This window comes from Lysobacterales bacterium, from assembly GCA_019634735.1.
Lineage (GTDB): Bacteria > Pseudomonadota > Gammaproteobacteria > Xanthomonadales > UBA2363 > Pseudofulvimonas.
Window position 1 is genome coordinate 204,866 of the sequence record JAHCAT010000006.1, and the last position, 12,591, is coordinate 217,456.

At 67.1% G+C, this 12,591-nt stretch carries 12 protein-coding genes and 1 pseudogene; 5 read left to right on the top strand and 8 right to left on the bottom strand.

The window, feature by feature from the left end:
- Positions 1-7: 7 nt before the first annotated feature.
- Genes KF823_07890 through KF823_07905 form a run of 4 tightly spaced genes read right to left on the bottom strand, consistent with a single transcriptional unit; the run spans position 8 to position 3,159 of the window.
- Positions 8-361, bottom strand: a complete 354-nt coding sequence (locus tag KF823_07890; protein ID MBX3725823.1) for a hypothetical protein — start codon at positions 359-361, stop codon at positions 8-10.
- The gene (locus KF823_07895; GenBank protein MBX3725824.1) at positions 358-1,764 is read right to left on the bottom strand and encodes an integrating conjugative element protein; all 1,407 of its coding nucleotides are present in this window, start codon (positions 1,762-1,764) and stop codon (positions 358-360) included. Before KF823_07895 ends, KF823_07890 begins: the two co-directional genes overlap by 4 nt.
- Before the next feature lie 10 nt (positions 1,765-1,774).
- Positions 1,775-2,719, bottom strand: a complete 945-nt coding sequence (locus tag KF823_07900; protein ID MBX3725825.1) for a TIGR03756 family integrating conjugative element protein — start codon at positions 2,717-2,719, stop codon at positions 1,775-1,777.
- Positions 2,716-3,159: a TIGR03757 family integrating conjugative element protein gene (locus KF823_07905; GenBank protein ID MBX3725826.1), complete on the bottom strand. Its 444-nt coding sequence runs from the start codon at positions 3,157-3,159 to the stop codon at positions 2,716-2,718. The genes KF823_07900 and KF823_07905 overlap by 4 nt, the downstream gene beginning before the upstream one ends.
- A 324-nt stretch (positions 3,160-3,483) precedes the next feature.
- On the opposite strand from KF823_07905, the gene KF823_07910 reads away from it, so the two are divergent.
- The 5 genes and pseudogenes from KF823_07910 to KF823_07930 all read left to right on the top strand — a co-directional run bounded on the left by KF823_07910 (position 3,484) and on the right by KF823_07930 (position 8,002).
- Positions 3,484-4,428: a chromate resistance protein gene (locus KF823_07910; GenBank protein ID MBX3725827.1), complete on the top strand. Its 945-nt coding sequence runs from the start codon at positions 3,484-3,486 to the stop codon at positions 4,426-4,428.
- On the top strand, positions 4,425-5,657 hold the full coding sequence (gene chrA, locus KF823_07915; GenBank protein ID MBX3725828.1) for a chromate resistance efflux protein ChrA: 1,233 nt from the start codon (positions 4,425-4,427) through the stop codon (positions 5,655-5,657). The genes KF823_07910 and chrA overlap by 4 nt, the downstream gene beginning before the upstream one ends.
- Positions 5,658-5,716: 59 nt before the next feature.
- On the top strand, positions 5,717-6,316 hold the full coding sequence (locus tag KF823_07920) for a Fe-Mn family superoxide dismutase (GenBank protein MBX3725829.1): 600 nt from the start codon (positions 5,717-5,719) through the stop codon (positions 6,314-6,316).
- Positions 6,313-6,768 (top strand): chromate resistance protein, encoded by a 456-nt coding sequence (locus KF823_07925; GenBank protein MBX3725830.1) that lies wholly within the window; start codon positions 6,313-6,315, stop codon positions 6,766-6,768. Before KF823_07920 ends, KF823_07925 begins: the two co-directional genes overlap by 4 nt.
- A pseudogene (locus KF823_07930) lies at positions 6,768-8,002 on the top strand (MFS transporter). Before KF823_07925 ends, KF823_07930 begins: the two are co-directional and overlap by 1 nt.
- Before the next feature lie 150 nt (positions 8,003-8,152).
- Here KF823_07930 and radC read toward each other — a convergent pair.
- From radC to KF823_07950, 4 genes are all read right to left on the bottom strand, one after another.
- On the bottom strand, positions 8,153-8,647 hold the full coding sequence (gene radC, locus KF823_07935; protein ID MBX3725831.1) for a DNA repair protein RadC: 495 nt from the start codon (positions 8,645-8,647) through the stop codon (positions 8,153-8,155).
- A gap of 195 nt (positions 8,648-8,842) precedes the next feature.
- Positions 8,843-9,586, bottom strand: a complete 744-nt coding sequence (locus KF823_07940; protein MBX3725832.1) for a thioredoxin domain-containing protein — start codon at positions 9,584-9,586, stop codon at positions 8,843-8,845.
- A gap of 13 nt (positions 9,587-9,599) precedes the next feature.
- On the bottom strand, positions 9,600-12,470 hold the full coding sequence (locus KF823_07945) for a conjugative transfer ATPase (GenBank protein MBX3725833.1): 2,871 nt from the start codon (positions 12,468-12,470) through the stop codon (positions 9,600-9,602).
- On the bottom strand, positions 12,470-12,591 hold a 122-nt coding region (locus KF823_07950; protein ID MBX3725834.1), incomplete at its 5' end, for a TIGR03751 family conjugal transfer lipoprotein. The genes KF823_07945 and KF823_07950, both read right to left, overlap by 1 nt.

Below are 12,591 nucleotides of genomic sequence, written 5' to 3' on the forward strand. Positions count from 1 at the left end.
CCCGGTCTCAGCCGTGCCGCAACAGTTGGCTGGCTTCCAGCGCGACCACGGCGATCACGGCCGCGATCTCCGTGCGCAGCAGGCGCTGATGCGTCTCGCGGGACGGCTCCCGCCGCAACAGGCGCCGACGCATCCACCACCAGCCGTAAGCCGTCGCTCCGTAGAGGCACAGACGCCACACGAAGAAGTGGCCGGCGTGCGCCTGCAGCCAGTGCTGCCAGCCCTCGATGCCGCCGACCACGTGGATGCCGGCGATGTTCACCGCCACCGCGGCGGCGACCACCAGCAAGGTCCACAGCAGCGCCACGCCGACGCGGCGGTTGAACAGCCATGGCAGCCGCAGCCAGGCGAGCCGGCTCATGGCGTACCGCTCCGCGGCTTCTGGACTTCCCGCAGACGGTCGCGCGTGGTGTCGCCCTCGAAGACGCCGCGCGAGCCGGCAGCGCGGGTGCTGTGGCGCTGGATGATCGCCATGGCCGAGTTGCCGGCCAGCGTGCGGCGCAGTTCCAGCTCGGTCTTGAGGTTGTTGATCTCCTGCTCCAGCGCGCTGTTCTCCTGGTCGACCGCCTGCACGGCCAGCTCGTTGGCGGCGACGTTCGGCTCCTTCTTGCCGGTCAGCAACGTGCGTTGCAGCAGCAGGGCCTTCTCCAGCACGCTGGACAGCGCCGCCTCGGACGCGAGGCGCCGGCCCAGCATGCCCTGGTCGGGTTCGTCACGCAGGGCCTCGATCACGCCGCGGGTGATCGGCAGCGAGCTGCTGCCGGCTGCGTCGAGATTGGCCAGCGTCGTCGGCCGGGCGCCCGTCACCAGTTCCTGCAGCGCCTGCAGCTTGGTCTCGTACTCTTCCTGGATCATTGGCGTCAGCCCGACGCCAGGCGTGGTCTGGGTCTTCGTGCAGTTTTCGCAGGTGCGCTGCTCGCGTTCGCCCAACACGCGGGTCGCCCAGTCCGCGGCCGCCTGGGGCGAGGACCAGGTTTGGCAGGTCAGGCGGTTGCCGCAGGCGCTGCGCGCGATCGACGAGGTATCGGTGGCGCTGCGCCCGTTGAGCAGGTTGTAGCCCGCGCGCGTCACATCGCCGACCACCTTGATCGAACTCTGACCGGAGCCGCCCGCGTTGCCGCCGCCGACCCAGGGCACGCCGTTGTTCCCTTTGTTGGACTCGGCCTGCTCGATGGCGGAGACGGCATCGGTGCTGCTGACCGCATCCCGCAGCGCCATCCCTTCGGCGAGCTGGTCCCAGCCGGCCTGGCCGCCGGCCATATCCGCCATGCGATTGGCGATGGCACGGCAGGTCATCTTCGAGCGGTCGAAGTCCAGGCGCGCCTGGAGGATGCCGTTGGTCAGCAGGTTGTAGAGCCCCGGGTCGGCGCGCTGGATGATCAGCGCCGGCAGCGAGGCCACGGCGCTGGTGGCGTTCTGGATCACGTTGCTCATGATCGTCTGGAAGCCGTTGGTGATGCCGTTGAGCTGGTTCTGCAGTGTCGTGGTGATGCTCATGTCGCCGCAGATCAGGTTGCTGTTCCAGCCGACGCCGACGCCGATGCTCTGCATGTTGCCGGCACCACCCATCGACACCGCCCGGCCGCCGCCGATGCTGTAGAGCACGTCGTCGCCGATCACGCTGCCGCTGACGTTCACGCCATTGGGGTCGATGCGGGTCTGCGCCCAGGCGACGCCGACGACCAGCGTGATGGCCGCCACGAGCAGCGTGGCCCGCAGGGGCGACTTCGCGCGGCGCAGGAAGTCAGGGAGGGAGGCGTTCATCGTGGGTTCCTCACATGAAATCGACGCTGCCGAGGAAGACCTGGCCACGGCGCCGGCAGCAGGAGTACGGCCGCCACAGGGCCCAGGCGTAGTCGCCTTGCTGGGCCTGCACGCGGGTGCGGCTGTGCGGGAAGACCACGCAACTGTTCGAGAGCGTGGGCGTCAGCTCCTGCCACTTGCCCGTCGAGGCGTCGGTCTCCATCAGCGCGCCGGCCGGCCAGTAACCGTCGCGGGCTTTGGCCAGCAGGGGCTGGTACACATGAATCTGGTTGCGGCGCGTCACGATGTCGCCCGCGCGCTGCGCGACCACGGCGCCGCTCTTGTGGTCGTCGGTCTGGTGCAGGAAGCCACCGCGGGGATACACGTTGCCCCAGAGGTTCAGGCCGGTGCGCGTACCGATTTCGCGCCGGCCGGGGATGAGCGCTTCGGGGTAGAACGCTTCCGGGATGTTGTAGCGCCAGGCGATCGTGTCGAGCGTGCTCAGCAGATACGGCATGAAGGCTGTGCCAGCGCCTTCGCACGTGTAGCCGGAGGCGCTGGCGAACTGGCTGAACACCATCCCGGCCGGATGGCCGATGACATCGGCGTTCTTGAACTTGGCGAGGTTGTTCTCGTTGTCGTGATTGGTCGTGCCGTCACCGCCAGCCTTGGCGGTCGGGTTGGGCATGCTCATCGCCCTGACTTCCTGCCACGGGTTTTCTCCGGTGTTCGAGTAGCTCGACACCACCGCATCGGGGACGTAGTGGCGCACCTTGACGGAAGTGCGAACCGAGCAGCCGAAGGGCGTGCAGTACAGCCAGTAGCAGATTCCGACCACGCGGTATTCGAGGCAGTCGGGGGACAGCGCCGACGAGACGATGGTGGCGGTGTCCAGGGCGAACGTCGACGTGGCCGCGCTCAGCAGCAGCGAGGCGGCGGTGGCGCGCAGGCGCCGGCGTGCCAGCGGGAGGCTCATGGCTGCGTGCTCCGGTAGGCGTTGATGCGCGCGACGGCGCGGGACACGTCGGGCTCGCCGTAGACCACGTAGCGTCGATCGACCACCACGGCGGGAATCTTGGCGATGCCTAGCCCCCAGGCATCCGCGACACCTTGGTAGGCATGGCCGATGCGACGCTGCAGGACCTCGCCGCCGTCATGCAACCGCTGCCGCACCACGGCTGCGGCCTGTTGCGGGTCGGTCGGCAGGTGCGCGGCGAGTTCGACCTCAATGCGCGTGGCCTGGTCCAGCTCGATGATCCGCACGCCGGCCGGGGCCTGCACGGGATGACGGCTGTCGGTGACGACGAGCACATCGGCGGCCGCAGCCTGGGTGAACATGAACAGCACTACCCAAAGCCCGGGGGTAATGCGGATGGTCGGCAGCCGGGGCGAAGCCTTGAAGAAGGGGGCCGGCATATCGGGAGTCCTTGGGGTCGGTCAAGGTCACAGTCGACTTCAAGTGCCGATATGACGCGACAAGGAAACCGCATTCGGCCCCTGCCGGTTTCATGCCCTACGCCGCTGTGAGCGTTGTGTTTGCCTCCTGTCAGAGGCGGAGATCAGTGCGCGACTCTGAGGTGCCCGCGAACCCAAGAAACGCGATGCAAGCGAATCGGCATCGATGGTTTGGATCATTGCATTCGTCGCCTTGAGTTGACGATTCAGCGCTAATGTAGTTTTATCTATAACGTGCTGTAGAATCTATTACATAGATCACCCTTTGCGACGAAGGAGCCGTGCTTGAGCTTTGTTGCCCTATTTGTCAGCCTGCCCACCAAGGCATCGACCGGCCGCATGCGCGTCTGGCGCTCGATCAAAGCGCTGGGCTGCGCCACGTTGCGTGATGGGGTCTATCTGCTGCCCGACTCGGTGGACAGTGCTGTGACGCTGGACGAAGTGGCGGCGCAGGCGGTGGAAGCCGGGGGCACCGGCGAGGTCTATCGGCTCTCGGGGTGTGACGAAGCCCAAGAGACCGCGCTGCGCGCCCTGTTCGACCGGGGCGAGGAGTACGCCGGCATCGCCGAGGAGATCAAATCGTTCGGGCGGAGCCTGGCATCCCTGGATGGTGCCGCCGCCGCGCGCAAGCTCCAGCCGCTCGTGCGCCGCTTCGAGCAGGTGGCGCGCATCGATTTCTTCCCCGGCGAGGCGCAACGGCAGACCCTGAGCCTGCTCGACGACCTGCGCGACGCGATCACCCGCCGCCTGTCTCCCGACGAGCCGACCGCCCGGCAGGCGGATGTTCCGCGGCTGGACCGCGCCGACTATCAGGGCCGGACCTGGGCCACGCGGGCGCGCCCGTGGGTTGACCGGCTGGCCAGTGGCTGGCTGATCCGCCGGTTCATCGACCCAAAGGCCCGCATCGTCTGGCTGGCGAGTCCCGCCGACTGCAAAGCCGATTGGCTTGGCTTCGATTTCGACGGCGCGGCCTTTAGTCACGTGGGCACCAAGGTCAGCTTCGAGACGCTACTGGCGAGTTTCGGACTTGATTCCGCCCCTGCACTGATACGCCTGGGCGAGCTCGTGCATTGCCTGGATGTGGGGGGGCTACCGGTAGCTGAAGCGCTGGGCATCGAATCGCTGCTCGCCGGCCTGCGGGCATCCGAACCCGACGACGACGCGCTGCTTACCCGCGCATGCGAAGTCTTTGACTGGCTATTGAAGAGTTACGAGGAAAAAACAACGTGAACGCCCCGACCAGTCCTCAGACCGCTGCCACGACTGAAGCGGTCCCTCCAGCGATGAGCTACCTGCAGCTCTTCGCGCGCTTCCTCAAGTTCGGCTTGCTCGCATGGGGCGGGCCTGTGGCTCAGATCGGCATGTTGCGCCGCGAGCTCGTGGACGAGGAACGCTGGATCTCCAGCAGACGCTTCAACAAGCTGCTTGCGGTGATGCAGGTACTGCCCGGACCCGAAGCGCACGAAATATGCGTTCATTTGGGCATCCGGGCGAAGGGGCGGCTGGGGGGCGTACTGGCGGGACTCGGGTTCATGCTTCCCGGGTTCTTGCTGATGTTCGCGCTGTCCTGGCTGTACTTCCAGATCGAATTCGTTGGCACCTCGCTGGGCGCGGCGTTCCTTGGCGTCCAGGCGGCCGTGATCGCCCTGATCGTGCGCGCCGTGCACCGTATCGGCGAGCACATCCTGCTCGATCGCTGGTTGTGGGCCATTGCCATCGTTTGCGCGCTGGCCGCCATGGCTCGTGTCGACTTCTGGATCACCCTGCCGGCGAGCGGCCTGGTGTACGCGCTGCTCGTGCTGAAGCATCGGGCCTTGGCGCTCTTGGTGACACTGGGCGCGGTGGCGCTGGCTGCGGCCGTGGCTTGGTGGGATGCGCCGGCGGCGAAGCTGGTGGAAACGGTCGTTCAGGGCCAAGCCTCGGTGCTGCTCATCTTCGCCTCGGGCCTGAAGGCCGGCTTGCTCACCTTCGGTGGTGCCTACACGGCGATCCCGTTCGTTCGCAATGACGCCGTCGGGCGCGGATGGATGACGGATGGGCAGTTCCTGGACGGCCTGGCGCTGTCCGGTGTGCTGCCGGCACCCCTCATCATCTTCGCCACGTTCGTCGGCTATGTGGCAGGGGGGCCGATCGGGGCGGTGGCCATGACGGTGGGTGTCTTTCTTCCGGCCTTTGCGTTCTCGTTGATTTTCTACGACCGGCTGGAGGCTGTCGTGGAGAACAAACGGCTGCACGCGTTCCTGGACGGCGTCGCGGCCGGCGTAGTCGGCCTGATCGGCGCAACTACCCTCGACTTGGCGCAGGTCACGGCTGAACGTGTCCCATCGCTGGCGATGGGCATGTCGATCTTCGCCGCAGGCTTGGCGTTCCTTTATGCCTGGAAGAACAAGCTCAACGTCGTCGTCGTGATCCTCGCGGCGGGATTGGCGGGCTGGCTGGTGTTTCCGAACCAAGGCTGAACCTGATCGAGTCAGCCTTCGTCGCGCCGTTTCCGATCCACCTTGCTGAGGAAGCCAAGATGCCTTACGAACTGAAGCCCCTTTCGTGCGATCCAGCCAAGCTCACCGGCCTGTCCGAGAAGCTCATCGTCAGCCACTGGGAGAACAACTACGGCGGTGCGGTCAAGCGTCTCAACGCCATCGAGCAACAGCTGGCGCAATTGACCTGGGGAGCGGCGCCGGTGTTCGAGATCAACGGCCTCAAGCGCGAGGAGATGATCGCCAGCGGTTCCATGATCCTGCACGAGGTGTACTTCGATTCCCTCGGCGGTACCGGCGGCGACCCTGGCGGAGCGTTGAAGCAGGCCATCGAGCGGGACTTCGGCTCCGTGGACGCCTGGCGCGCCGAATTCACGGCCATGGGCAAGGCCCAGGGCGGCGGCTCCGGCTGGACCTTGCTGGTTTGGAGCCCGCGCCGCGAGCGTCTCGTGAACGCCTGGGCCGCCGACCACGCCCACAACCTGGCTGGGGCCACGCCGCTCGTCGCCCTCGACATGTACGAGCACAGCTACCACATGGACTTCGGCGCCAAGGCCGCAGCCTATGTGGACGCCTTCATGCAGAACCTGTCCTGGACGGCGGCCGAGGCTGCGTTTGCCAAGGTGGAGGGCGGAGCATGAAATGGGTCACCCGCGCACGCCCCAAGATCGACCGCATCGCCTGCCCCTGGCTGGTCACGCGCTTCATCGACGAGGCTCCCGAGTTCCTCTACGTGCCGGCTGGCGAGGTCCTGAAGGTCGCCGCCGACACCGGCGCGATTCCCTATGACGTGCCGAATGTCGAGCTCGGCCACCATGGCGACCGCTGCAGCTTCGATGCCTTCATCGACAAGTACGAACTCGACGACCCGGCTTTGAACAAGCTGGCGCTCATCGTGCGCGCCGCCGACTGCGGCCAGCCGCAGCTGGCGAAGGAAGCGTCCGGCCTGCTCGCCATCTCGCAAGGGCTGTCGCTCAACTTCGCCGACGACCACGAGATGCTCCGGCACGGCATGGTGATGTACGACGCGCTCTACGCCTGGTGCGCCGACACGCCGCTGAAGAAGGTTGCCCGCCTGCTTGGCTTGAAATGATGCTACTGCCCCCCGGAGCCGCGCCCGAAGCACGCCTGCTGCTGATCGGTCGCGCCCTACGGGCCTTCACCGATGGTTTTGTGGCCATCCTGCTGCCGGTCTATCTGCTGGCCTTGGGGTTGGGCAAGTGGGAGGTCGGGCTGATCAGCACTGCCACCCTGTTCGGGTCGGCGCTGGCAACCCTGGCGGTCGGGCAGTGGGGGTATCGCTTCCCGCAGCGCCGGCTACTCTTCGCCGCCGCCTGGCTGATGGCCGCCACTGGTCTGCTGCTGGCCGGCCTGGGCGGCATCGGCGCCTTCTGGCCGCTGCTGATCGTCGCCTTCGTCGGTACGATGAACCCCAGCTCCGGCGACGTCAGCGTCTTCCTGCCGCTGGAGCATGCGCGGCTGGCCGAATCGGCGCAAGGCGAGGCGCGCACCTTCCTGTTCGCGCGCTATACCTTCGTCGGCGCCTTGTGTGCCGCGACCGGTTCGCTGGCGACCGTGATCCCGCAAGTGCTGACCGATGCCGGCCTGGCCCAGCTCGACGCGTTGCGTCTGATGTTCGTCGCCTACGGGCTGACCGGCGTCTTGATCTTCGTCCTGTATCGCGCCTTGCCGGACCACCGTATGCACGAGCAGGCAGCGTCGCCCGAACCGCTGGGGCCTTCGCGCGGCATCGTGATCAAACTGGCGGCGCTGTTCTCGGTCGATGCCTTCGCTGGCGGGTTGATCGTCAATACCTTGCTCGCGCTCTGGCTGTTCGAGCGTTTCGACCTCTCGCTCGCCGCTGCCGGCCAGTTCTTCTTCTGGGCTGGGCTGCTGTCGGCCGGCTCTCAGCTCGCCGCTCCCTGGGTGGCGCGCCATATTGGCCTGATCAACACGATGGTGTTTACCCACATCCCATCGAGCGTCTGTCTTATCCTCGCCGCCTTCGCCGATAGTCTGCCGGTGGCGCTCGCGCTGCTGTTCCTGCGCAGCGCCCTGTCGCAGATGGACGTGCCGACGCGCTCGGCCTTCATCATGGCGGTGGTAACGCCGGCCGAGCGCGCCGCGGCGGCAAGCTTCACCGCTGTACCCAGGAGCCTCGCCGCCGCAGCGAGCCCCGCCATTGGCGGCGCCTTGTTCGCCGCAGGCTGGCTGGCGGCGCCGCTGGCTGGCTGGCGGCGCCGCTGGTGGCCTGCGGCCTGCTCAAGATCGCGTATGACGTTGCACTTTGGCGCGCGTTTCGGAAGTACGAGGAACCCTCCTCTTGAGAGCGCTCGCGCGCAAGCACATGGCGCGCTTCCGAAAATCGTGACCATCAGACAGAGCGCATCGCGAACGTGGCAACCGGAACTTTCAACGGCAGTTCTTGTGGAGAGGGGCAAGAGGCACAGGCGCCCCCCGAAAGGGACGCCTGCGGACTACAACAAGCCGGCTTCGGCGAACGAGTACGGGCTGCCCTTGCCGACGATGAAGTGATCCAGCACCCGGACATCGACGGTGGCCAGGGCGCTCTTCAACCGCTCGGTGATCGCACGATCAGCGGCCGAGGGCTCGGTGTTCCCCGAGGGGTGCTGATGCGCCAGGATCAGCGCCGAAGCGTTGAGCGCCAGCGCACGCTGGACCACCACCCTCGGATACACCGAAGTCTGGTCGACCGTGCCCTTGAACAGCGGCTCGAAGGCGAGTACCTGGTGCTGGTTGTCGAGAAACACGACGGCGAAGATTTCGTTCGGCTCCGCGACCAGTTTCAGGCGCAGGTAGTCGCGCACGGCGGCGGGACTGCCCAGCGCCGGACCGGCCTTGAACACGCGGTTCTCCAGCAGGGTGATGGCCTGCCGGATGATCCAGTCTTCGTGCTGGGCGGCGATCAGGGTGAGCGACTCCGGGCGGGAGTCGGCGATGACAAGAGACATGGCGAACCTCCAATGGATGAGATCGGAGGGCGCCTGCCCCTGGAGGGCAAACCCTCCTGGGGACGATGGGGATGGAACAGGTGACGAGCGGGCATCCACCACCGCGGATGCGGTGGCTGTTCGCGTCAAGGGATGCGATGCGAACGGGTTTCGATCAACGCGGACGAGCCGCGCCGCAGCCTTGAAGATCGATGGCTACCTGGGCATGTCACCGGCAACGCCGGCGGGCATGTCTGGGGAATGGGCGGGTTTGGCTGCGGTCGTGCTGCCGGCGGCGAGCAGGTCGATGGCCGACAGCAAGGCATCGCCTTCGACGGGGCCGTGCAGCAGGAGGGTCTTGCCGGACTCGCGGTCGCGCAGTTGCAAGGCCGGCGTGGCCGCGATGCCCTGCTGTGCGGCTTCCGCCGCCTGGGCACGGATGACCGCATCGGGGCGATCGGTGTCGAGACAACCCTGCATGGTTGGCGTGAGGTCGGGATAGCGCACGCCCTCCGGCAGGCCCTGGCCGTCGCCGCGGGTGTTCGCGTAGAGCCACGCCACGGCCCGCCAGAACGTGGCATGTCCGCCCGTCTCGCCCGCGCACTCGGCCAGGCGTGCCCCGGCGGTCGCGGCCGGCTCGTGCATGGACAGCGGCAGGTGGTGCCACTGCCAGTTCACCTCGGGATGGGCGTCGATCCAGCGCTTGAGCGCGGGGAAGTAGGCCCGGCAGTACGGACACTCCAGGTCGGCGTACCCGACCACCGTGAAGCGCGCATCGGCACGGCCATACAGCCAGGGCGGGCCGGCCGGTTTCGACGCTTCGGACCCGGCGGCGGCCAGGGACATGGGCTCGGTTGCCGGATGCGGCGCGCGCAGCAGCATCCACGAGGCAACCCCAGTCGTCGCCACGATCAGCAGACCGATCCAGGGATGACGGCGGGCGAATGAAGGCATGCGCATCGTGTTGCTCCCGTCAGGCCAACGTGTCCAGCGTCAGAGGTTCGATGCCCCGCGCACGGTCGATCTTCTCGGCCACGCGGAAGGCGGCATCCAGTTCGCTGATGCCGTGCTGCTGCATCAACTGGAAGCGTTCGGCCTTCTCCTCGGGCTCGGTCATCGCCATCGCCAGGTAGAGGCTGGGCGGCACGGCGCGGAACAGCACCTCCATCGACTTGGACAGGATGACGCCCTCGCTGAACTTGCCGGCCTCCTTGCGGGCCGAGAGCATCAGCGCCTTCTGCGAAGCGTTGAGTTCGCGGAAGCGCGCGATCTTCTCCACTTCATCGGGCGGCATCGACAGGCAGATCCACCACTCGATCATGTTGAGCATGGGCTCGGCCGCTTTCGGCAGGTCGTCCAGGTTCTGCGTGGCGAGCCAGAACCAGGCGCCGAGCTTGCGCCACATCTTGGTGATCTTGACCACGTAGGGCGCGAGCAGCGGGTTCTTCGTGATGATGTGGCCTTCGTCCGTCACGTTGATGATCGGGCGGCCCAGGAACTGGTCGCGCTCGGCGATGTTGTTGACCGTGTTGATGAGCGAGATGTAGGCAATCGAGAGTTGGGCGTTGTAGCCCTCGCGCGCGAAGGTCGCGAGATCCACGATGGTGATGTCCGCCTCGGGCCACGGCGTGCCGGACCGGTCGAACATCTCCCCGTCCACGCCCTGGCAGAACATGTCCATGGCGTCGGCCATCTCCAGCAGCCGTGCGCGCCGCATCTCCGGCAGCGTGGCGTCGCGGGCGCGCTCGCGCAGCGCGTCGCGCACATCGCGCGTGAGCACAGTGCGTCTGTCTGCCACGCAATGCTGGGCCGCATCGAGAATGCACTGGCGGATCAGGCTGCGGTCGGCGCGCGTCATGCGCGCTTCTTCCTTGTCCTCGCCGCCGGTGATCATCAGTCGCGCAGTGATCTCCAGCTCGCCGAGCACGTCGCGCTGCTCGTCGCCTTCCACGGCCATGCCGGCATCGGGCTGATCTTCGTCGAGCGCATCGGCGTCCAGCGTCTGTACCTGGCTCGGCGTATCGACCAGCCGCCAGGCGTCGGCGAACGGAGCCAGACTGACGCCCGCGCCCGGCGCGAGCTTCACGCGATGCACGGTGAGGCCCAACCGTGCCGCGAAGTCGCCGAACAGGCCGAAGCTGTTGCCCGCCTCGACGATGAACAGGCGCGGCCGATAGATCGCCGTCACCTGATTCAGGATGTTGTTGAGCGTCGCGCTCTTGCCCGAACCCGTGGGGCCGAACAGGAACAGATGCGCGTTCATCTGCCGGTCGAGGCGGTTCAACGGATCGAAGGTGATCGGGCCGCCGCCGCGGTTGAAGAACGTGATGCCCGGATGCCCCGTGCCCTGGCTGCGGCCCCAGACCGGCGCCAGGTTCGCCGCATGTTGCGCGAACATGAGCTGGGTGTACCACTGGCGCTTGTCGGCAGCCGGATCGAACACGCACGGCAGCCAGCGCAGATAGCTGTTCAGCGGCGCCACCTCGTCCTCTTCGCGCACCGGTTGCAGGCCGGCGTTGAGCATCACGTTGACGAGCTGCAGGCCGCGCGCATCGAGCTGGGCCAGGTCGCGGCCGCGCAGGTAGAACGCCAGCGCGCCGCGGTAGAGCTTGTGCGCGCTGCCGATCAGGGAGCGGGCTTCCTGCACGTCCTTGAGCGTCTGCTCCGACGCCAGCGTCTCGCCCACGGCCTTCTTCGCCAGGTGGTTGAGATCCGCTTCCAGGACATCCTGCGGCGTGGCGACCATCGTGAGACAAATCAAGGTGTCTTCCGGCATCTGGTCGAACAGCGTGTTGATGGCATCCCCTTTGCGGGTCTCGCCGGTCAGGTGTCCGGTGCCGGGCGGCATGCGCAGCCGGTCTGTGATCAGCACGCGGTGCGGCATGCCGTCGAAGTACCAGGTGCCATGCTCCACGTCGGAGCGTGGCTGGCCGAAGAACAACCGCTGGCTGAAATCCCGACCGCTCGCCAGTTCGATCTCGCCGTCTTCGGTCTCGTCGGGGTAGCGCGCCAGCGCGTAGAAGCGCTCCCGATCCTCTGCACTCGGCCCGAGCATCGCGGGGCGCGGATTGAACCACCGCAGCAGCCAGTCGTGGACGTCGGCCGCGACCATGCGCCGTGCCTGGATGCCGGCGTTCGCCAAGCCGCCGGACAGGCGGTCGCAGACGATGTTCAGCATCTGCTCGGGCGTCTGGCCGCGGCGGCTTGCCTGCCCGGTGGCACGGCGATAGATCACCATGCGCACCCGCCGCGTCTGGCCGCGCCAGCGCAGCCGCGTGACCACCGTGTCCTCGAACAGGCCGCCCGGCTTGGCGACCGCGCGCAGATGGTGGCCGAAGAAGCGCAAATAGAACTCGGTGAAGGCCGTATCGCGGGCGCGCGGCTGCACGTAGTCGCGCAGGGTCTGCATGTACTGGTCGAAGCTGGGCTCGTCCTGGGCGTAGAGCTGGAGCACCCAGGGGTTTTCGTCCAGCTCATCGAACGAGTCCTGGAGCGCGTTCTCCAAGGCATCGCGGGCATGCGCGAGCCAGCCGGGTTCCCGGCCCTCGGTGCCCAACGGCACCAACTCGTAGAAGGCAGCGACCGACTGCCCATCCTCCAGCAGCATGGACTTCGACTGCGGCAGGAACTCCACCCAAGGCAGCAGTTCCGCGAGCGACGGTGCGACGTCGTACAGCGCCTGCTCGTCGGCTACCGTCGCCGGCCTGCGGCCCTGGACCGCTGCGCCGGGTTCGGGGATGCCGGCCTGGCGTAAGGCCTCGACGTGGCGCTGCCAGCCGTCCGGCTGCTCGTCACCGCCAGCGCCGGATACGGCCAGCTTTGGCCAAGGGAGCTTCCAGCGCATCAGTAGTCCTCCACGCGCTCGCCCGGCATCGCGTACTGCACGCGCTGGTACAGCGGGAAAACCGTCGTGTAGCCCGGCACGGGAACGGGGTCCGTGCCCGCCAGGTGCGGAAACACGTACA